This window comes from Paenarthrobacter sp. AT5, from assembly GCF_032764245.1.
Classification (GTDB): domain Bacteria; phylum Actinomycetota; class Actinomycetes; order Actinomycetales; family Micrococcaceae; genus Arthrobacter; species Arthrobacter ureafaciens.
On record NZ_CP136441.1, the window covers coordinates 4459243 to 4480679 of the forward strand.

A 21437-nucleotide genomic window follows, 5' to 3' on the forward strand; every position below is an offset into this window, starting at 1 on the left:
GGTTGGGAAGTGCTAGAGCGTCCCCCGCAGGGCGGCGGGAAGTGATAGAGCGTCCGAAGGTCCGTTGCTCTATCACTTCCCCTCCCCTTTTCCGGGTTGCTCCAAGGCTTCACATTTCGGAACCGCGCGCAAATCCATTTGAGTTAGGTTAGGCATACCTTCTATCTTGCCTTGGTGAGTATTCAGCCGGATTTGGCCGGAGTCTCCTTTGCCGCCCATTTGGCATCGTTTGGAGACCGGCCCGCAGTACACCTCGGAACAGACACAGTGAGCTACGCCCAACTGGCCTGCCGAGTCCAGGAGATGGCGGCGTCGTTTGGCAGCGCCCGCCGCCTTGTCGCCCTCGAGGCCGACAACACTTTGTCGTCGTTGACGGTGTACCTGGCAGCCCTCTCGTCGGGCCATCCGCTGCTCATCCTTCCCTCCGGCGGAGGCCCTGCCGTTGAGTCGCTGCTGGCGGCTTACGAGCCGGATCTCATTGCGCGCTCCGTCGACGGTGGAATAACCCTTGAAGAACGCCGCTCCGGGAGCAAGCACGATCTCCATCCCGAACTCGCCCTGCTGCTGAGCACGTCGGGCTCAACCGGATCACCCAAACTGGTCCGCATCTCCGCAGCATCGGTGCAGGCGAATGCGCAGGCCATTGCGCAGTACCTGCATCTCCGTCCGGCGGACACGGCGGCCACCACGCTTCCCCTGTCCTACTGCTACGGCATGAGCGTCGTGAACAGCCACCTCCTGGTGGGTGCCTCAATTGCCCTCACGGATCTGTCCGTGGTTGATCCGTGCTTCTGGGAGCTGATGCGGTCGCGGTCTGTCACGTCTTTCGCCGCGGTTCCCTACACCTTTGACCTGCTCGAACGCGTGGGCTTCGAAACCATGGAGCTACCCAGCCTTCGGTACATCACCCAGGCGGGCGGACGCCTGGACCCTGCCCGCGTGCGCCGTTATGCGCAGCTCGGCCAGGAGCGCGGCTGGGACCTCTTTGTGATGTACGGCCAGACCGAAGCGACAGCACGGATGGCGTACCTCCCCCCGGATGAGGCGGCCGAGAACCCCCACGCCATAGGGGTCCCCATTCCCGGAGGATCCTTCCGGCTGGAGCCCGTGCCCGGCCTGGATGAGAGCGAGCTCGTCTACTCCGGGCCGAACGTCATGCTGGGTTACGCCGAGCAGCCATCGGACCTCGCCCGGGGACGGGACATCACCGAGCTCCGCACGGGCGACCTCGCACGCAGGGGGCCGGGAGGCTTGTACCAGATCGTCGGGCGGCGGAGTCGCTTCGTGAAGATCGTGGGGCTGCGCGTTGACCTGGGACGGGTCGAAAAGATCCTGGCCGACTACGGCGTCACGGCAGCAGTTGCCGGGTCCGACAGTGGCCTCGTGGCCGCCGTCGAAGGCAAGCATGAACTCTCCATTCTCGCGAAGACCGTGGCGCAGGACCTTGGCATACCCCGGGCGGCGTTGACCCTCTGCTCAGTCGACTCGATTCCACGGCTGGTCAACGGAAAAACGGATTACCCTGCCGTCCTCGCCTTGGCATCGCAGGAGCCGCAAAGGAACCCGGAGCTTCCATCCGCAAAAGCCTGCGATGACCCCAAGACCATTTTTGCCGATGTTCTTGAGCGGACCGACGTCAAGGAAACGGACACGTTCGTCTCATTGGGCGGCGATTCGCTCTCCTACGTAGCCGCGTCGGTCCGGCTGGAAAGTGCCTTGGGCTACCTTCCCGACGGGTGGCACCTGATGCCGGTGTGCGAACTGACTCCCAAAGAACCGGAAGCGAAGCCAGCAGGGCCCAACAAGGCGGGACCCAACCCACAGCCGGGGACGGCGCCGCAGCGTCGCAGGTTGATTGCCCGCATGGAGACCGGGATCGTCCTGCGGGCAGTGGCCATCATCTTCATCGTTTCCACCCATGTGGGCCTCTTCGACTGGGAAGGGACGGCCCACGTCCTGATAGCGGTGGCTGGATACAACTTTGCCCGGTTCCAACTGTCGGGCCCACGCCGGGAACGGCTCAAACGGCAACTGAAGGCGGTGGCACGGATCGCCCTGCCCAGCATGGCGGTGATCGGCGTGGCCTTCGCCACCACGGACGACTACGGTTGGCACAACATTTTCCTGCTCAACACGTTGGTGGGGCCCCAAGGCTGGACCGACATGTCGCGCTTCTGGTTCATTGAGATCCTGGTGCATATCCTGGTGGGCCTGGCGGCGCTGCTGGCCATCCCCGCCCTGGACAGGGCACAGCGCAGGTGGCCGTGGCTGCTTCCACTCAGCCTCGCAGCGATTGACCTGCTCCAACGCTTCGACGTGATCGAACTCCCCTACCCCGGGCAGGGGCCCGTCCTGTGGCTCTTCGCCTTCGGCTGGGCCGCCGCTTTGTCCAAGACGTGGTGGCAACGCTCGGCCATGACCCTCGTGGCGCTGCTGACCATTCCGGGATCATTCTCCAGCGAACCCCGCAGCGCCACGGTCCTGGTGGGGTTCCTCATCCTGCTCTGGATAACCACCCTGCCTGTGCCGCGAGGCCTTCACCGGATCACTGCGCTGCTGGCCACGTCTTCCATGTACATCTACGTGACGCATTGGCTCGTTTATCCGCTGTTCGCCGAGGCCAGCCTCGGCCTGGCAGTTGCGGCGTCGCTGGCCGGTGGCATCGCCTACTGGGCGTTTGCCACGAGGGCCATGGGTGCCGCCGAAAGGTGGCTTGGCCGCCGTCGACCTTCACGCGCCTCCACCGCGGAGGCCGTCGCGTGACATCGCCCTGATACTTGCGGGTGGTAGTTTGTTCTCTGCTTTGAGCGATGAGCACCGACTGATCAGAGGACATGACATGTTTAAGGGTTTCAAGGACTTCATTCTCCGCGGCAACGTGATCGAGCTGGCGATCGCCGTCGTCATTGGCAGCGCCTTCACCGCACTGGTGGGCGCGTTCACCAACAACATCATCAACCCGGTGATCGCAGCGGCCGGCGGCGTCAACGCCGATGGCCTGGGCTTCCGGATTTGGCCTGACAACGAGGCCACCTTCGTGAACCTGGGGGCCGTCCTGACCGCTCTGGTGACGTTCCTGATCACCGCTGCCGTGGTCTATTTCATCTTCGTGGCGCCCATGAACAAGATCAACTCCATGGTCAAGGACCGCCTGTCCACCGAGGAGCCCGAGGAAGAGCCGCTGCCTGCCGACACTGCCCTGCTGGCCGAGATCCGCGACCTGCTCAAGGAAGCAAACGGCCGCGGGAACCGCGACCTGGACAGCGACCCCATCCGCTAAAGAGCAAAGCACGACGGCGGCCCGGCAGCTGGCATACCCAGGTCGGGTTAAGCCCAAATCACCAGAAGGGCCGGTATCCCAGGCGGCCCAGTACCGCTGACCCACCTACACCGAGATCCCGCCGAGTACCTCAACGAAAAACCCGGTGAACCTACCAAGGTTCGCCGGGTTTTCGCATGTCGGAGGCGGAGCCGCAGCGATCGATAACCACTGAGCCATCCACCGCAGCAACCCTCAGTCACAATCCGTCGGAAGACTGGGTATACCAAACCTCTTGACAGTGGTCCCCGCCACACCTAACTTTGATTTTGGGATCCCAAAACGGGATCCCAAAAGATCCACCACCGGCTGCGGGCACGTTCCACCGAAGAGCAGGCACCGCAACAGTTGCCGCCGGTAAGGGTCACGCCGCAGCGATATCCCGCACCGGCTCACCCCAAAGACATTCCCCATCCCGTCGACTCCTACTGAAGGAGAAGCTGTGTCTATCGAAAACGCCCAACTGGCAACCCAGGACACCGACCAAAAGCCCGGCAAGGACGGCGTGCAGCGACGCACGAACGTCCGCTGGAAGCTCTTTATCCTCTTGTTGGTCCTGGTTGCGGTCAATTACATCGACCGTGGTTCCATCTCCGTAGCCCTCCCCATCATCCAAAAAGAATTCAACCTCGCCCCTGAACTCGTGGGCCTGCTGCTATCGGCGTTCTTCTGGACGTACGCCCTCATGCAAATCCCCGTGGGCTGGCTGATTGACAGGTTCGGCCCCCGCAAAGTTGTCACCGCATCGTGCGTCGGCTGGGGTGCTGCCACGGCCGCATCCGGCCTTGCCGGCGGATTCCTCAGCATGTTCATCGCCCGTTTGGGCATCGGCGTCACCGAGGCCGGCGTCATGCCGGCCGGCGGCAAGCTCAATGCCATCTGGATGCACAGGAAGGAACGTGGCCGCGGCGCCACCATCCTCGACGCCGGAGCTCCCCTGGGTGCCGGTCTGGGCGGCATCCTCATCACCTGGCTGATCGCCTCCACCGGCAGCTGGCGGATGTCCTTCATCATCGCCGGCGGAGCCACCGTCCTCATGGGCCTGGCCGTCTGGTGGTACATCCGTGACAACCCCCGCCAGCACAAGGGCGTGAACGATGCCGAAGCCAGCTACATCGAAGAATCCCACGCCGAGGAAGACGCCGAGGCCGCCCGTGAAGGGGCACAGGGCAAGCGCGCCCTCCTGCCTTACCTGAAGTTCCGCTCCTTCTGGGCCATGTGCTTCGGCTGGCTCGGCTTCAACGGAGTGTTCTACGGCCTGCTGACGTGGGGTCCGCTGTACCTGGCACAGGCAAAGGGCTTTGACCTGAAGACCATCGGCTGGTCCACGTTCGTGATCTTCGGCGCGGGCTTCGTCGGCGAGATCCTCGGCGGCGCCATTGCGGACAAGTGGCGGGCCTCCGGCGCTTCGGCCAACAAAGTCATGCGCACCCTGCTGGGTATCTCCAGCCTCGTCGTAGTCGGCGGCCTGGTTGGCGTGACGATCGTCCCGGACCCGATCACCGCCGTCGTCCTCCTCTCCGCAGTCCTGTTCTTCCTCCGCTGGGTGGGCCTCTTCTGGTCCATCCCGTCCATCCTTGGCGGCCGTACCAATGCCGGCGTGCTGGGTGGAGCGATGAACTTCAGCGGCAACATTGCCGGGTTCGTCACCCCGATTGTGGTAGGCCTGATTGTCGGGGCCACCGGCTCCTACACCTGGGCACTGCTGTACTTTGTTGGATCCGCTGTGGTCATGGGCATCTCCGTCCTGGCCCTCGATTACAACAAGCGGCTCCCGGTCTGACTCGCACTCACCGGGCCGGCCGGAGGGTCCTGAACCACCCAATGGCCGGGCACCGCCGGGACCGGGCGCATTGCCTCACACATCACGAAATGGAGCTCACATGCTGACCGCAGAAGACACGAACAACACGGACCGCCCCCTCCGGGAATCCGTGCGTGACACGCTCCGTTCCAGGATTTTCGAAGGGCATTATGCGCCCGGTACCCGGCTGGTGGAGCGGGACCTTGCTGCCGAATTCAACGTTTCCCGGCTCCCCATCCGCGAGGCGCTCCGGATGCTCCGTCAAGAAGGCCTGATCCGCGACCGTGCAGGGCGCGGCAGCGAGGTCAGCGGACTCAGCGCGAAGGACGTGGAAGACCTCTTCGACGTCCGGCAATCCCTCGAAGTCCTCGCCTGCCGACTGGCTGCCAAGCGCGCCACCGCAGAAGACCTCCGTCAGCTCGAAGGCCTGCTCGACCAAGCCGAAAAGTTCCTCGCGAAAGGCTCCATCCTGGAAGCCCACCGCGCCAACAGCGAATTCCACGATGCCATCACCCGCATCGCCAACAACGACTTTCTCCGCTCCGCGCTGGAACCCCTCCAAGGCCGCATGCACTGGCTGTTCCGTCACGTCAGCGACCTGCCCGAACTCATCCGCGAGCACCGCGAACTCTACGCAGCCATCGCCAGCGGCGACCCTGACCGCGCGGCCCACCAGTCGGCGTCGCACGTCAGCAAGTACCGCGACCAGTTCCCGGAGGAAACCGGCGCGGGCGTGCCCGAACCCAGAAAACTACGGAAGAAGCCATGAAACTCCTGGTCATCAACCCCAACATCAGCGACGACGTCACGGCGCTCATTGAGGCAGAAGCCCTGCGTTCAGCCAGCGAGGGCACCGAGCTGGTGGTCCGGACCGCCGGGCACGGCGTCGAGTACATCGAGACGCGCTTTGAATCCCTGATTGCCGCCGGCGCGGTCGCAGAGCTGATTGCCGAATACACGCACGACGACGGCAGTCCAGCTTCGGACGCACGCTCAGGTTCCGCCATTGACGGCGTCGTCGTGGCCGCCTTTGGCGATCCCGGCATGCCGGCCCTGAAGGAACTGGTGGACATCCCCGTCATCGGGATCACGGAAGCGGCCCTGTGCGCCGCGGCCCTGCAAGGCCAGCGCTTCTCCATCATCGCTATCTCCGACCGCATCCAGGCCTGGTACCGCGATTGCGTGGAACGCTTCGGTTTCGGCGGCCGCCTCGCGTCCATCCGTTCCATCAACCAATCCCTCAATTCCATCGGTTCGGTCCAGGCAGACTTCAAAGAAACCCTGCTGGCACTAAGCCGGCAGGCCGCCGCTGAGGACGGAGCCGACGTTGTGATCCTCGCCGGCGCCCCGCTTGCCGGGCTGGCCCGCGGCCTGGAAGGCCAAATCCCCGTCCCGGTGGTAGACGGCATCTCGGCAGGCATCCGCATGGCCGAGGCCGTGGTCTCCCTCAAGTCCGGCACCCACCGGGGTGGCTCCTTCGCGGCCCCGCCGGTCAAAGCGCGCCGCGGCCTCTCCCCTCACCTCGACGCCGCCATGACCGCCGCGCAAGCAGCGCACCTGTCGGCCACGTCCTAAGAACCCTTCAGAACAGGAGGACGAAGATGTCCCAACTCCCAGACCTCGTAATCGCCAACGGCACGGTGGTGAACAGTTTCGGGCGGCAGTCCGCCCACGTCATCGTCGACGGCGGAAAAGTCACCGCGCTGCTCGATGCCACCGAACCCGTACCCGCAGCGGCCCGCACCGTAGATGCTGCAGGCATGCTGGTGATTCCCGGCGGCGTGGACGGGCACTGCCACGTCGCACAGGTCACCGGCCGCTTCCGGACGCTGGACGACTACGCCACCACCTCCACCGCAGCACTGTGGGGCGGAACCACCACCATCATCGATTTCGGCATCCCCCGCGACGCCCAGGAAACACCACTCGAGGCAGTGCTCAACAAGAAACGCCTCGCCCAGGAGTCCCGCTGCGACGTTGCCCTGCACGGCTCCGTGATCGCCTGGGATGAGACCGTACCGTGGCAGCTCGAACAACTCGCCGCCGAGGGCGTCCGGTCAGTGAAGATGTATACCACCAACCGCGGCACCACCATGGCGGACAACGACACCATCCTGAAGGTCATGCGCGAAATGGTGCGCCTGGACGGCCTCACGTACATCCACGCCGAGCACGACGCGATCATCACCGACTGCACCGAGCAGCACGCCTCCGACGGCCTGATCGGGATCGAGCACCTGCACCGCACACGGCCCGAACTCGCCGAAGAAATCTCCGTCAAGGAAACCCTCGCGATGGCCGAGTACACCGGAGCCCCCGTCTACTTCGTCCACCAGTCCACGCCCGGCGCAGTGGACCTGGTGACCGCCGCCCGCGAGCGCGGACAGGAGGCTTACTCGGAGACGTGCCCGCACTACGTCACCCTGGATGAGAGCGTGTACGGATCCACGTTCCCCGAGTGGTATGCCTGCTGCCCGCCTATGCGCAATGCCGAAACCGTTGCTGCCCTGAAGGAACGCCTCGCCTCCGGTGCCATCCATACGGTCTCCTCGGACCACTCCTGCTACGACCTCTCCCAAAAACGCGAGCGCACGGACGACATCCGCTTCATGCCTCACGGCCTGCCCGGCGTCGAGACCCGGATGCCCGTGGCCTTCACGGCCATGGTCACCGAGTCAGGCGGCTCCGTGGAGGACTTCGTGGAGGTCTTCTCCGCCGGCCCCGCGCGCATCAACGCGCTCCCTCGAAAAGGCGCCGTCGTTGAAGGCTTCGACGCCGACCTGGTGATCTTCGATCCCGCCGCACAGCGAACCGTCGACGGCGGTGCGCTGCACATGGGGACCGATTTCTCGCCTTTCGAAGGGAAGACGCTGAACGGCTGGCCCGCCGTCGTGGTTTCTGCCGGTCGCGTGGTCCTGGATGGCGCCGGCTTCCACGATCCCGGAGCCGCGGGCCGCTTCATCGCCCGCAACGGCTTCACCGAACACCGTTCCCTTTCTGCACCTGTTTCCGCTTCCGTTTAGGAGACCCCCATGCCTTCACTTGACCGCCCTACCCGCATCGGCATGATCGTGCCGTCCTCCAACACCTGCCTGGAACCGCAGACCTACCGGATCCTTGGCGACCGCCGGGACGTGACCATTCATTCCACCCGGATCCCTGTTACCCGTATTGCGCTGGATGATTCCTCGGACAAGCAGTTCGATTCGTCCGTGATGCGGGCTGCCGCTGAACTGCTGGCCACCGCAAACGTTGATGTCATTGCCTGGAACGGGACATCGGGATCCTGGCTCGGTGCCGCGCATGACCACGCCATGGTCCGGGAGATCACCGAAGCCACCGGCATCCCGGCCACGACCTCGACGCTGGCCTACCTTTCCGCCTTTTCCGAATTCGGGACCGAGCGGATCGGGCTGTTCACGCCCTACACTCCGGATGTGAATGATGCCGTGGTCGCTTCGTACGCCCGCGAGGGGATCAAGACCATCGACCACCGCCACCTGGACCTGAGCGACAACGAATCGTTCGCACGGGTGACGGACGACGAGATGCTGCCGGGTTCACTTGAGTTGGCAGCATCCCATCCTGATGCGTTGGTGTACCTGTGCACCAACCTGTACGGCGCCGACATCACGGCGGAGGTGGAGGCCCGCACCGGAGTACCCGTTCTCGATTCCGTGGCGGTGACCCTCTGGCACGCGCTGAAGCTGGCCGGAGCCCCGCTCCTGGACTCCAAGTGGGGGAAGTTGCTGGCGGGCTGACGCCCTCGGGGCGGCGTTCCGCAGGCTCATCGAGAGCACTGGCCGTTTCAGCCTGCCCGGTGAAGGATCCCTCACCGGGCAGGCTGTCTTCTATGAGGGCCTGGGTGTTAGGTCAGCCGCACCCTGAGGGCAAGGGCCACCTCATCAGCGGGACCACATATCTCGGGCGTAGACAGTTGGAATAGTGCATCCGCCAAGAAATCGCGATCCTCGGGATTCAGTGCAATATCTTCTCGGCCCTGCAGTTCCTCAGCCCACACACAAAGATCATCTGCGCTAATCTTCCCGGCCCAAAATTCATCAAGTGCATGGCCGATATCCCGAGCAAAGGCAGTGGCGAGCTCTTCCTGCGATGGCCATTCAAAAGTCGACAATCGAGCCAAGGCCTCCTGCAACGGGCACCGCAACTGGATGAGGTCATATACTGCCTCTCGTCTTTGTACCTGCGACACTAAGTAAGTTCCTCCTTCAGTCGAGCAATCGCGGAAACTAATCCGAACTGGCTAGAAGTCTGTCACGCTATCCGACGTCCGTTTGAGGATCCCTTACCGAACGAGTTGACCGTGAGTGAACGGCGCCTTAGAAGTAGCCTTGGCTGGAGCCGTTACCGCATGTTGAAGCCACTGCAGCGACCGGAGGGCACCAGGGTACAGACCATGGTGATTCGACGGGAGTTGGTGGAAATGTGGTCGCCACTTCCGTGGGAACGGCTCTGTTTCAGGATGACAGGGGATGGATGCATGAAGGCTGTAGATGAATCCGCACGATGGCGCGTGCTCCTCTTGGCGGGCAGTGGAACTGAGCTTCTGCCCGGCCATCGCTTTGCGCTTAAGGGACTGCCTTCCGAACCGGCGCCTGTGGATGTCGAACTCTGGACGCGCTTCGAGGACCAGAAGGCTCGATAAAGGGCTTCTCGGCCAGTTGCTCCAATCCTTCCTAGCCTCCCCAGAGTCGGCCCGTCTCAGCCGAGCGATCGGACAGTACCACGCTGCGCTCCAATACTGGAACACCAGGGGCCAAGCTTTCGCACTAGCCCACGCCTACATGGCTCTCGAGGCTCTTGCGCCTGCCGCCGAGCGGGCCCAACAGGAGGCTCTCGGCTTCGAGTCTCGCGAGGACCATGCGCAGCACAGAGGGATCGATGTGACGCGTTCGAACTGGATCGAGATGCTCCTAGCGAGAGTGCGACGAGACGTCATCTGCCAAGGAGATATAGACACTTACGACGCGGCACGAAGGGCAAGCGACGGACTAGAGCACGGGAGCATAGCAGTGTCAGAGTACCGAGCGAGTGCCAATCTCCACGCCCGAAAGCTCCTTGATTATGTTCGAGCAGGGGTACTGAACCTTCTCGTTCTTGAAGCAGAAACGCACTCTGGGCTGTTGACCAAGAAACTGGTCGACACAAGCCCGCTTTGGATTGAGATGAGGGGACATCTCATAGGCCAAGTGATGGACCCAGAGGGGATGGGAGAACCACCGAATTCGTTCCCCGTTATGGAATGGCGAGTGTCTCTCGATGACGTCAAACGCGTCGAAGACGACCGTTTAGAGGTAAGTCCGCGGATCGAACTGACGATGCATTTTGCGGAAGGTGTTCAGTTTGTGCCAGCCGAGCATAGGCTCGGTTTCGGGCTGAATAGTGCTGACGCCTTCAATGTTCGCTGGGGGATGCAGGACACGGCCGAGGAGAGCGAAGACCCGTCGGGACGGGACTGACACACGAAACGTGGCGTCCTGCCATCGGTTTTTGCACGGCCAGAAGCCTCGAGGCATTTTCGTCCAGTCTGAGGATCCTCTACCGGGCGTTGTTACAACCCAGCTAGAAGGTTAGGTGAAGGACTCGGGGACTGGACCCAACAGAGGTTGCGCATCCGCAGCATTGCGGTAGGACGGCTCCCAGGGCAACCGTCCGGTGGAGTCACTCCAGATTGCTTGTAGAGCCTCTACTTTGCCGTACACTTCTGCCACCGCCGTCAGCCCTGTGACGTTTTCTGCCGAGATGAAAGCGATGGGAGCTGGCGGTTCGGTGAGGTCGGTGGTGATGCTTCCCGGGCTGAAGCGCCGACATGACGTACCGCCCACCCGTGTTCTTCGATCAACGACAGCAGTTGATTGAAGACAGGTCATTGCTGTCCTTAAGTTTCACGGACTCAATCTAGCAACGCCGTGGAAGCTGTGTCGTCAATCGGCAGCGGTGTCGATTGACGACACCGCTGCACGCCCGGATGGGGATCCCTTAGCGGGGCAGGGTTAGGGGTCAAGGATCGGCGCCCAGTACGCGACGTAGTCACCGCCGGGCGAGCACACAATCAGTAAGTCTCGGGGTCCTCTGAATTGCCATGCCTCGTAAAGAGGGTGCGGCGAAACCGTCAGCGTCGCCTGGCCAAGGGCGAGACGTAACGTACCATCGTTGCCGATCGTGGCTTCCGATACCGTCGTCGAGGTCAGAGGTAAGAGGACTTTACCTGCCTCTGTCGTCAGTGGCTCGCCGGTCCACCGTATTTCGCCAGCTTCGAGGGTGAATTCCGTCTCGATAGTGATCTCGAAGTCGTTTCCTAATTCCAGGTGGACTCCGTAGTCTAGGCGGAATTTTGCAAGTTGGTACCCGAGGACAGCCTGGATGAGATCATTGGCGATTGTGATTTCCTGCTCGTCCCTTCTTCCGTGGATGCCTCCGGCTTCGGCTCGGATGAACGGCCCGTCGTCGGTCATTTTGCCTCGCGTGATTGATCGTTTCCGGAACGCCCTTTGCTTGCTGGACAAGGGGCCTTTATGGAGCCTCGGGGGCAGGACAGCTAGCACGGTAGCAGGAATATGCCTCCCGGTACCCGCCGTAGTCCAAGCGACATATTTGTCCGGGTAAGGATCCCCAACCGTGCAGGGACAGGCACTAGGCGAGTTCATACCCGGAAGAATTATCCCATTAGTGACTCCAATAATCCGCTCTTGGATTAAGGGATCGCGCAAGCTCCCACCATGCCTCATCGTCCGTTTCAAGCCAACGTTCCTCCAGGAAGAAGACTTCCTGGTCATAAGCCTCAGCAATCGTTCCAAGCATGTCGCTTACGGACAGGAACTGCATTCTATGGACGTCTTGTTCGAAACGGAAGTTGAATATGGGCTGGACATCTTCCGTCGAGCAATCAATAAACGAGAAATCTCCTCCACCATTAGTCAAGATAGGCAGCCACGAGGGGCTGACATTGAGTTCATCCATCTTCTCGAAAGTTCTGAATGCCTCGTCGATACTCATGAGATAGAAGCCCGGAAGGAGATGGGCGTCATCCAAGACAACGCCTGGAGCAACGTTTGTTCCGTTATGCCAGCCATACAGTGCAGCGAGCTCCCTGCCGAGTCGCAGACCATGTGCCCCGAAACGGCGACGAGCCTCTTCAGCGTCCGCTCCAGGATTTAGCAGCTGAACTGTCGGGCGCTGAAGCCGCACCAAGTGTTCGTCAATGGTGCTCATGGCTTCCGTCATTGGTTTCATCATAGAATGAACCTAACTCGATCCCTGAGCGCACAGTCGCTCGGATGCCCCTCCCGCCGGAGGAAGTCCGATAGCATTGCTCGAAAAGTTGGACTTGTCACCAAGAATCTTCGGAAAGCAGTGCTCCATGATGGTTGGAAAACCTTCCCGCCCTGGGTAGTGGCGGCGGGGTGAGTTGAAACCCAGATTACTTTTGCTGGGAGCAATCCTTGGGGTAGCTGGATCGGCCGTCTATTTCCTCAGTTTGGGGTGGGGAAAACCAATCAAATTGGGTGAGCCCCTATGGGCTCTGTTCGCCTTTTTCTTTATCAGCTTGGCGACAGCGGCGCTCGGGCTTCTCGTTGCCGGGGTCGTGGATGTCTTTGAGAGCGTAGTGCCGGAATCGTCATCGCGATCGAGGCGTGCGCTGTCTACTGGTGCCGTTGCAATGATGGCTTCATCTATCGCGACCTTTGCCTTCTTCGCTGTTCTTCCCCTAGTACTGCATGCTGATCGCTGGGCGACGGCTGCTGTCACAGGGATTCTCGGAGGTGCCGCATTCGGCGCGCTGTTCTTCTGGCGCTCCGACCCACGAGGCCTGACCGCTGAAACAGCGCCCGAATAGGGGACCCTAAGCGGTCACGGAAACGAATTTGTCTAAGAGCGGTCCGATGCCAGGGTCAGCACCCTTCGAAAACAGCTCAACCCTGCAACTTCTCGCACGGAGGCAGCGGCAGCTGGAATCCCTGCCGGCTGCCGGTGACCGCTTAATCATTTGGGGCCCATGGGTACGTCTCGTTGACTAGGCGGTCGCGAGGTAGACCATACCTGCAAAGCCCACGACGGCTGCGGCGACTTTTGACCGCATTAGTTGGTTTGTGGGTGTTGAACTGGATCCGTCGGGAAGCCAGGACCACCTGTCGACTCCGGCTTGTTACGTGATGATGACGTGATTGTGTTTCCGCGAAGTGGTCAATTTCCTTTGTTGGAAACCTTTATAGGTTGTATTTCTGCAACCCACCGAAGTCAAGGCTGGAACTATAAGGTGCCTTCCTGTGTGTTGACTGGATTTTCCTTGGCAAAACCCTTAAACCCGGGTTAGTCTCCTTTCGCTAGTCGAATTGGGGGTTTCTGACGGCAACTGACGCATCCCTCTGTCGAGTGACTTTGCTCCAGAAAGTGATGCTGTGGCTTCTTCTGCTGCCTTCCTTCGTCGCGCCTGCGTTCCTGTGCTGACGGTTTCGTTGCTTCTTGCCGGTCTTGCTGTGCCCGCTGCTGTTGCCGGTCCTGGTGTTCAACCGGTCGAGACGGCACCCACGCTGGAACCGGAAACCGGCGGCCCCGTCGCGGAGCCAGGGTCAGAAGCAGCTGCGCAGGCGGAGGCGAAAGCGTCGGGAGAGAAGGTGGTTGTTGATTCCGCGACCACCCCGACGGATCTGACGGTCGCGAACCCGAACGGAACGTTCACGCGTTCTATCTCGACGTTGCCGGTGAGGATGGAAACCAGCGGGGGATGGGTGGATATTTCCACTGATCTGGTCAGGACCGTTGAGGACGGTAAGACCGTGATCAAACCGGAACAGGTACCTGTTGATGTGACGATCGGTGCCGGTGGTTCCAATGACATGGCGAGGATTGATGATCAGAAGGGTCACTCGATCACGCAGTCGTGGCCGTTCGGAAACTTGCCTGAACCTGTGCTTGACGGGGATACGGCCACGTACAGGCAGGTGTTGCCTGGGGTTGATCTGGTGCAGATCGCGCACCAGACCGGTGTTTCGCAGGTCTTGAAGATCGAATCCGTCGAGGCGGCCCGGGATCCGCGCGTGGTCCAGATGCGCCTGTTCTTGGATGCTGACAACGCGGAGCTTGGCCAGTCACCGGAAGGCACGTTGACGGCTACTGGTGATGACTCGCGGGAGATTGAACTCCGGACTACGGGTGGTCAGTGGTGGGATTCCTCTCAGGAGGGAGCATCGGCGACGGACCCGGGTACGACGGGCCTGACGAGGCCGTTTAGGTTGAGTCTTGGCCAGGACGGGGACAAGCAGACCCAGGTGTTCGGTATGTCTGAGATTCTGGATACCCCTGGTTTGCAGTACCCACTCTACATAGACCCTTTGTGGCATCAGGACCGCACCTCGTACGTGTTCGTGTGAGGTGTGTCAAGAATGTGAGACAGCCGGGTAGTTTCTTTTCGGTCAGGCAGCAGCGGACAGCGGCTGCCTTTTTGGTGCGAAGTTGGCCATTGCCGTCGCTGGCGGGAGACCCTTGTTGTTGGTGTGAGGCCTCCAGCGGTTGTAGAACACTTCGATGTAACGCATCGTGGCCCGTCTGGCGTCTTGGCGGGTCGCGAAGCTGTGATGGTGATAGAACTCGTTCTTCAGGGATGAAAACAGCGATTCGGCCACGGCGTTATCCCAACACACCCCGGTAGCGCCCATCGATTGACGGATCTTGTTTCCGGCGCACCAAGCGCCCATTTCGCGGGACGTGTACTGCGTCCCGCGATCGCTGTGAAAGATGGCGTTCGGGGTCAGGTGGCCGCGGTCTCTGGCCATCCTCAGGGCCCCGGTAACCAACGAGGCGCGCATGTGGTCCGCCATGGCCCAACCGACGACCATCCTGGTGCACAGGTCAATGACGGTGGCCAGATACAGCCAGCCCTCACCGGTCCGCAAGTAGGTAATATCGCCCACCAAACGGGTGCCCGGGGCATCTGCCGTGAAATCCCGGCCGATGAGGTCCGCGAAGACCTTGTCCGGATCCGAGGCTATGGTGGTGCGCTTGAAGGCGCGCATCCGCTTTGCCGCCCATCCGTTCTCAGCCATGATCCCCGCCACGGTGCCCACCGACACCTCGATGCCGGCGGCAACAAGTTTGGTATGCACCATGCGGTGACCGAAGATCCCGTCCGAGGAATCGAAGACGGTCCTCACCTGGTCCGTCAGTTCCCGGTGACGGGCCGCGGTCGGTGTCTCCTCAGCGTCACGCCACCGGTAGTACGAGGCCCGCGGAAGCCCCAACTGCCGGCACATCCAGGCCACCGGAAAGTCGGCGTTCTCCTCCTGAACAACGCGGTAGAGATCTTCTACCGCTGTTCTTTGGCGAAGAACGCCGAAACTTTTTTCAGGAAATCATTCTCCCGCTCGAGCTCCCGCAGCCGGGCCTCCATGGCTTTGAATTTCACCGGATCTACCGGGTCATCGGGCTTGCCACCGCTTTCCTGATCAGCCTCACGGGCCAACCGAATCCACCGCTTCAGAGCAGTCAACGAGATCCCGAGATCAGCAGCAACGGCAGGCAACGGACGGCCCGAAGACGCCGCCAAAGCGACGGCATCGGCCTTGAACTCATCGGAATAGGTAGGTCGAGCAGACATGAGCACAATCCTTTCAAACTGTGTCTCACATCAGTAGTACACCTCAGTGGATACGGCGTACCCGAATACCTCGTATTGGAATGGCCAGTTCACTGACTCGACGGTGAACGTCGGATACTTGCCGGCGTATTGGGCCCCGGACGGGGTGCAGCATCTGGCCCGGACGTATTACCAGTTCGAGGGCAAACCGTTTGATGCATCGGCGGCGATCATCACAGCCCGGTTGAGCGCTGTGGAGACGTGGGCGTCCTCGTGCACTCCGACGGGTGTAGCCTCCTGGATCACCGGGATCGTGAGCCCGAGCACGACGTGGAACAACCAGCCGTCGTTGACGATGCGCACCGATATCGCTTCGGTCGCAAAGGGTTACAGTTCTGCGTGCCCGGCCGGGACGGTCGGTTTTGACTTGATGGCGGGTAAGAACATTCTGTTGAACTCGACCAAGTGGACGATCATGCTCGCCGCCGACAATGAGCTCGACAGCAATGGCCTGGGGTGGAAGCGGTTCACTAACGGGGCCACCATCGATGTGGATTACAACCGCAACCCGTACGGTCCGGCGATTGATTCGGTCGAGGCGGGCCGGTGGACTGATGTGCCGCGGCAATCCAAGTACATCACTCGGATCAACAAGCCCAAATTGTCCGTTTTCGCCGGCGACCCCGACTGGAACGGCGGCAATATCGAGGTTGATTTCAGTGTCCGCCCGGCTGCTGGGGGCGCGAACGTTTTCACGGGTGCCGTCTACAACACGTCCCCGACATGGAAATCGGTGGCCCTTGACTGGGGAAGCACTCCGGCGCTGGCCGAAGGCGATTACATCCTCGAGGCCAGAGCTTTGGACATATGGGGCGGGATCTCCCCGCTGATGAGCTTCCCCTTTAGCGTGGACACCACTGCTCCCCAGCCGCCGGTGGTGACTTCTAAGAGCACCAACCTGTCGCCCTACAACGCTGCCGTGGCTGACTACACGGACATGTACCACGAGCCGGGTAAGGTTCCGTATCAGTTCGAAATTTCGAATTCCTTTACCAGCGGCCGTGAGATGCGGGCCAGTGGATTTATCTATGCGGTCAGTGAGCTTCAGCAGGTTGCTCCGCCGGCGACGGTCACCTGTCAGACTCCGCCGACGGAGGAATTCATCGTCCTGTGCCCTGAAACGCCCAAGGTGTTGATCAACATCGGCTCGGTCAGCAAGACGTCGTATCTGTCGGTGTGGGCGTTCGACGCTGCCGGAAACGTCAGCGGTGAAACCTACCGCAAGAGCAATCCGAAGACAGTGTCCCTTACGGTCCTGGAACCGGACCCCGTGCGTACCGTGGAGCAGCTGACGTTGTTCGGCGGGGCGGCGTGGAAGGACATCGTCACCACCCAGGCCTACGGCGAGCAACGCAAACCCACCGGAACGTGCGGGACCGCCGACGCGACGGGCACGACAAACGCCAAGGCACTGCAGCTCGGCGCTGGGGCGAAGGCTGAGTACCCGAGCCGTGCCGTGGACACGGCGGAGAACTTCAGCATGTCTGCCTGGGTGTGCCCAACCAGCCTGAATGGTTCGATCCAGTCGCTGATCACCCAACTCGCCGGATCCACCCCGGGCGCGGCGCTGGAGATCGATGAGTTCACGGGCGCGGCTCGCTTGCAGGCCTGGACCGGGGCGAGTTCCAGTCACATCGTTAAGGGCGACCCGTTCGTAGCTGGTGGTTGGCGGTACGTCACAGCCGTGTACGACAAGATCAACCGTCAGCTCCGACTCAGCCTGACGTCGGCAACCACTGTCACAACGTGGGTGGTAGCCGCGTCCCAGAACAGCATCGTCAGCGCCGGACCCACCCAAAAAGTCATCATCGGCCAGAGCATGACCGGGACCCAGCAGTTCACCGGCAAGATCTACCGACCCATGCTCACCCAGGGCATGTTGACCACCGCACAGTTCGACAGTGTGCAGGACGCCTTCATGAACCCCGACGATACCGAAAAGACAGGACTGCTCAAATGAGAACAGCCAAAATTTGGGAAGTCCCTGCCAAGGTTCTTATGACCGCGACCCTGTCGGCGGCGTTGATCGTCTCCGGTTCCGGGTTCACCACCGCCCCGGAGACGGAACCGGTACCTGCGGCGTTCACGCCCACCGCTCCGGATACCGGGACCCCGGTCCCGGTCCAACGCTGGAGTGAACCGGAACCGGCCAACGACGCTAAAGCTGGTGTTGAGGAGACTGCGGCCGTGTCGGCCGCTGACAGCGTTCTCGGCGAAACACCGACCGCGGCCACGGTGGGGCAGAAGACCGGGCGGGTGCCGATGACCGATTCGGTGCCGACGAGCTCGAACGGCACCTCGAATTTCACCGGTCTGCCCGGGGTGGGAGCGGGCACGTGGGGCACCACCGGGCAGACCGGCGGGTTCACCTGGAACTACCCGTTCCCGATCCGTAACGCCCCTGCCGGGAAAACCCCGGCCTTGGGGTTGGCGTATGACTCGACCATCCTGGATGGTTTGACCAGTTCGACGAACACCCAGGCCTCGGTCGTCGGTGACGGCTGGACTCTGGCCGGTGCGGGCACGATTCGTCAGAACTTCGGCGCCTGCAGGGACCAGCTTCCTGCCGGGACCCCGACGTGGGATTTGTGCGGTAACCCGGGTGGGCAGCAGTTCAGCATTTCGTTCGGCAGCCGCACCGGACTCATCGTCCAGGACGCCAACCAGACGGACCCGAAGCTGAAATACCGGCTCCAAAACGATGACGGCAGCCGGGTGGAGTATCTCACGGGTGCCTCCAACGGCACCTTCGCCGGTGACTACTGGAAAATCACCGATCCTGAGGGTACCCAGTACTTCTTCGGCGTGAACCATCTGCCGGGATGGAGCTCCGCCACGCAGAACACCAACTCCACCGATTACGTGCCGGTCCGGGCTGCCACCAACACCCAGCCCTGCAAGGAACTGTTCTCCGTGCAGGATTTCTGCCAGCAGGCATACGCCTGGAACCTGGACTACATCGTGGACGTGCACGGTAACTCCCAGGCGTTCTACTACACGCAGGATACGAACTACTATCACACCAAGGCCGGGACCGGCCCGACGTATTCCTATGTCCGGGCCAGCCGTCTGGCCCGTGTGGAATACGGTATGCGGGCCGGCAGTGAGCTGACTGCCAAGGCGCCCATGGTCGTGCACCTGGGTTACACCGGACGCTGCGAACAAGGCACCAGCTGTGCCACCGGCAACGATGTGCCTTACGAGCAGTTTAACTGCCCCACCGCGACGAACTGCCCCGTGCAGGCGCCGACGTTCTACACTCACTACCGTCTCTGGACCGTGATCTCGCAGACCTTGGTCGGTTCCAGCTACGGCAACGCCGATGTTTGGACGCTCGGCCACAGCATGCCCAACCCAGGCGACGGGACCAGGCCCGCACTGTGGCTGCTGTCGGTCATCCATCAAGGCGCTGACACCACCACGACCGGGACCACATCCTGGGTTACCGACCCGGCCACGACCTTTGACGGGCACGGCATGTACAACCGTGTCCAGGACATCCGCTCAGGCCAGTCCTCGATGAACCGCATCCGGCTGGACAAGATCAACAACAGCACCGGAGGCCACACCGACGTGGCGTACATGCCGGCCGAGTGCACCAAGGAAGACATCACCGGCGGCAGCGCCGACGGGAAAGCCGATATCGTGCCGGAGACGAACACGAAACGGTGCTTCCCGCAGTACTGGGTCCCGACGGACCCGATCGTTGAGGAAGAACGCCTGTCGTACTTCAATATCTACCCGGTGGCCAAGGTCACGACGTATTCCAGTTCCGGCAATGACGGCAGCACGCCGATGCAGACCACCTATGACTACATCGGCACGCCGTTGTGGAAGTACGCCGGTCCCACGTACGACACCTCCACCGCCGGGTCCAAGAAGACCTGGTCAGTGCTCGGTGGTTGGTCCCAGGTCAAGGTCACTACGGGCAACGACCCTGTCACGGCCAACAACCCCTACACAATCAGTACCTACCTCCGTGGCGGTCACGGCACCCCGGCCAACACCTCCGGCGGTATGCGCTCCATAACTGTCACTTCATCCGATGGTGTGACAGCCTCGGTTCCTGACTGGCCGTGGTTCGCCGGCCGGGTCTTGGAGAAGCGCAGCTACAAAGGCAGCGGAGGCACATACCTTTCCGGCACGGTCACCAAACCCTGGATGGGACCGAACCCGACTGCGACCTCCACCGCGGCTCTCGGGTCGGTGAAGGCGTACTTCACCGGAACGGAGTTCACTCAAACCCAGATCGCTTCCGGTCAAGGCAACGGCTGGCGCAAGACCAAAACCACCAACACGTACGACAGCCGTGGCAGGATCATGGCCGTCAGCGACGACGGTGAATTCGGTACCCTCGCCGATGACAGTTGCACCACCACCTGAGGTGTACTACTGATGTGAGACACAGTTTGAAAGGATTGTGCTCATGTCTGCTCGACCTACCTATTCCGATGAGTTCAAGGCCGATGCCGTCGCTTTGGCGGCGTCTTCGGGCCGTCCGTTGCCTGCCGTTGCTGCTGATCTCGGGATCTCGTTGACTGCTCTGAAGCGGTGGATTCGGTTGGCCCGTGAGGCTGATCAGGAAAGCGGTGGCAAGCCCGATGACCCGGTAGATCCGGTGAAATTCAAAGCCATGGAGGCCCGGCTGCGGGAGCTCGAGCGGGAGAATGATTTCCTGAAAAAAGTTTCGGCGTTCTTCGCCAAAGAACAGCGGTAGAAGATCTCTACCGCGTTGTTCAGGAGGAGAACGCCGACTTTCCGGTGGCCTGGATGTGCCGGCAGTTGGGGCTTCCGCGGGCCTCGTACTACCGGTGGCGTGACGCTGAGGAGACACCGACCGCGGCCCGTCACCGGGAACTGACGGACCAGGTGAGGACCGTCTTCGATTCCTCGGACGGGATCTTCGGTCACCGCATGGTGCATACCAAACTTGTTGCCGCCGGCATCGAGGTGTCGGTGGGCACCGTGGCGGGGATCATGGCTGAGAACGGATGGGCGGCAAAGCGGATGCGCGCCTTCAAGCGCACCACCATAGCCTCGGATCCGGACAAGGTCTTCGCGGACCTCATCGGCCGGGATTTCACGGCAGATGCCCCGGGCACCCGTTTGGTGGGCGATATTACCTACTTGCGGACCGGTGAGGGCTGGCTGTATCTGGCCACCGTCATTGACCTGTGCACCAGGATGGTCGTCGGTTGGGCCATGGCGGACCACATGCGCGCCTCGTTGGTTACCGGGGCCCTGAGGATGGCCAGAGACCGCGGCCACCTGACCCCGAACGCCATCTTTCACAGCGATCGCGGGACGCAGTACACGTCCCGCGAAATGGGCGCTTGGTGCGCCGGAAACAAGATCCGTCAATCGATGGGCGCTACCGGGGTGTGTTGGGATAACGCCGTGGCCGAATCGCTGTTTTCATCCCTGAAGAACGAGTTCTATCACCATCACAGCTTCGCGACCCGCCAAGACGCCAGACGGGCCACGATGCGTTACATCGAAGTGTTCTACAACCGCTGGAGGCCTCACACCAACAACAAGGGTCTCCCGCCAGCGACGGCAATGGCCAACTTCGCACCAAAAAGGCAGCCGCTGTCCGCTGCTGCCTGACCGAAAAGAAACTACCCGGCTGTCTCACATTCTTGACACACCTCAACCCTCTA

19 protein-coding genes and 2 pseudogenes are annotated in these 21437 nt (G+C 61.7%); 15 read left to right on the forward strand and 6 right to left on the reverse strand.

Annotated elements, in window-relative coordinates; genetic code table 11:
* The first annotated feature begins 174 nt into the window (after window positions 1-174).
* The 7 genes from RI444_RS20765 to RI444_RS20795 all read left to right on the forward strand — a co-directional run bounded on the left by RI444_RS20765 (window position 175) and on the right by RI444_RS20795 (window position 8884).
* Window positions 175-2763, forward strand: coding sequence for an AMP-binding protein (locus RI444_RS20765; RefSeq protein WP_207605371.1), 2589 nt, complete (start codon window positions 175-177; stop codon window positions 2761-2763).
* A gap of 76 nt (window positions 2764-2839) precedes the next feature.
* Window positions 2840-3280 (forward strand): large conductance mechanosensitive channel protein MscL, encoded by a 441-nt coding sequence (gene mscL / locus RI444_RS20770; RefSeq protein ID WP_021474482.1) that lies wholly within the window; start codon window positions 2840-2842, stop codon window positions 3278-3280.
* A gap of 481 nt (window positions 3281-3761) precedes the next feature.
* Window positions 3762-5102, forward strand: coding sequence for an MFS transporter (locus tag RI444_RS20775; RefSeq protein WP_242703185.1), 1341 nt, complete (start codon window positions 3762-3764; stop codon window positions 5100-5102).
* A 100-nt stretch (window positions 5103-5202) separates the two neighbouring features.
* Complete coding sequence (locus tag RI444_RS20780; protein ID WP_021474480.1) at window positions 5203-5892, forward strand: GntR family transcriptional regulator; 690 nt, start codon at window positions 5203-5205, stop codon at window positions 5890-5892.
* On the forward strand, window positions 5889-6698 hold the full coding sequence (locus RI444_RS20785; RefSeq protein WP_021474479.1) for an aspartate/glutamate racemase family protein: 810 nt from the start codon (window positions 5889-5891) through the stop codon (window positions 6696-6698). The genes RI444_RS20780 and RI444_RS20785 overlap by 4 nt, the downstream gene beginning before the upstream one ends.
* A gap of 26 nt (window positions 6699-6724) precedes the next feature.
* Complete coding sequence (locus tag RI444_RS20790) at window positions 6725-8146, forward strand: amidohydrolase family protein (protein WP_021474478.1); 1422 nt, start codon at window positions 6725-6727, stop codon at window positions 8144-8146.
* Between the two features lie 9 nt (window positions 8147-8155).
* A complete protein-coding gene (locus tag RI444_RS20795; protein ID WP_021474477.1) occupies window positions 8156-8884 on the forward strand; it encodes an aspartate/glutamate racemase family protein in 729 nt (242 codons plus the stop codon).
* A gap of 107 nt (window positions 8885-8991) precedes the next feature.
* Here RI444_RS20795 and RI444_RS20800 read toward each other — a convergent pair whose 3' ends face one another.
* Window positions 8992-9336, reverse strand: coding sequence for a hypothetical protein (locus RI444_RS20800; RefSeq protein ID WP_021474476.1), 345 nt, complete (start codon window positions 9334-9336; stop codon window positions 8992-8994).
* 288 nt (window positions 9337-9624) lie between these two features.
* Between RI444_RS20800 and RI444_RS20805 the strand changes: the two genes are divergently transcribed.
* Together RI444_RS20805 and RI444_RS20810 are read left to right on the forward strand one after the other, a co-directional pair.
* A complete protein-coding gene (locus RI444_RS20805; RefSeq protein WP_156784028.1) occupies window positions 9625-9789 on the forward strand; it encodes a hypothetical protein in 165 nt (54 codons plus the stop codon).
* 139 nt (window positions 9790-9928) lie between these two features.
* Entirely contained in the window at window positions 9929-10603 is a 675-nt protein-coding gene (locus RI444_RS20810) for a hypothetical protein (protein ID WP_128397123.1), read from the forward strand.
* A 111-nt stretch (window positions 10604-10714) separates the two neighbouring features.
* Here the strand turns inward: RI444_RS20810 and RI444_RS23130 are convergent, their stop codons facing one another.
* The 3 genes from RI444_RS23130 to RI444_RS20820 form a co-directional block, all read right to left on the reverse strand.
* Window positions 10715-11014, reverse strand: a complete 300-nt coding sequence (locus RI444_RS23130; protein ID WP_128397124.1) for a DUF4262 domain-containing protein — start codon at window positions 11012-11014, stop codon at window positions 10715-10717.
* A gap of 123 nt (window positions 11015-11137) precedes the next feature.
* Window positions 11138-11599 (reverse strand): DUF6188 family protein, encoded by a 462-nt coding sequence (locus tag RI444_RS20815; protein WP_021474472.1) that lies wholly within the window; start codon window positions 11597-11599, stop codon window positions 11138-11140.
* 211 nt (window positions 11600-11810) lie between these two features.
* Entirely contained in the window at window positions 11811-12368 is a 558-nt protein-coding gene (locus tag RI444_RS20820; protein WP_021474471.1) for an SMI1/KNR4 family protein, read from the reverse strand.
* A gap of 202 nt (window positions 12369-12570) precedes the next feature.
* Between RI444_RS20820 and RI444_RS20825 the strand changes: the two genes are divergently transcribed.
* Together RI444_RS20825 and RI444_RS20830 are read left to right on the forward strand one after the other, a co-directional pair.
* Window positions 12571-12981 carry a hypothetical protein gene (locus tag RI444_RS20825; protein ID WP_021474470.1) on the forward strand — a complete coding sequence of 137 codons (411 nt, stop codon included), beginning with the start codon at window positions 12571-12573 and terminating at the stop codon, window positions 12979-12981.
* 562 nt (window positions 12982-13543) lie between these two features.
* A complete protein-coding gene (locus tag RI444_RS20830; protein WP_207605370.1) occupies window positions 13544-14515 on the forward strand; it encodes a hypothetical protein in 972 nt (323 codons plus the stop codon).
* A gap of 42 nt (window positions 14516-14557) precedes the next feature.
* On the opposite strand, the pseudogene RI444_RS20835 reads toward RI444_RS20830, so the two are convergent.
* A pseudogene (locus RI444_RS20835) lies at window positions 14558-15412 on the reverse strand (IS3 family transposase); the annotation flags it as partial.
* Between the two features lie 35 nt (window positions 15413-15447).
* Window positions 15448-15738, reverse strand: coding sequence for a transposase (locus RI444_RS20840; protein ID WP_062098648.1), 291 nt, complete (start codon window positions 15736-15738; stop codon window positions 15448-15450).
* 46 nt (window positions 15739-15784) lie between these two features.
* On the opposite strand from RI444_RS20840, the gene RI444_RS20845 reads away from it, so the two are divergent.
* The 4 genes and pseudogenes from RI444_RS20845 to RI444_RS20860 all read left to right on the forward strand — a co-directional run.
* Window positions 15785-17737, forward strand: coding sequence for a LamG-like jellyroll fold domain-containing protein (locus tag RI444_RS20845; RefSeq protein WP_207605369.1), 1953 nt, complete (start codon window positions 15785-15787; stop codon window positions 17735-17737).
* Window positions 17734-20160, forward strand: a complete 2427-nt coding sequence (locus RI444_RS20850) for a hypothetical protein (RefSeq protein ID WP_207605368.1) — start codon at window positions 17734-17736, stop codon at window positions 20158-20160. The genes RI444_RS20845 and RI444_RS20850 overlap by 4 nt, the downstream gene beginning before the upstream one ends.
* A gap of 43 nt (window positions 20161-20203) precedes the next feature.
* Entirely contained in the window at window positions 20204-20494 is a 291-nt protein-coding gene (locus RI444_RS20855; protein WP_062098648.1) for a transposase, read from the forward strand.
* A 35-nt stretch (window positions 20495-20529) separates the two neighbouring features.
* Window positions 20530-21384, forward strand: a pseudogene (locus RI444_RS20860) (IS3 family transposase); the annotation flags it as partial.
* Window positions 21385-21437: the final 53 nt, after the last annotated feature.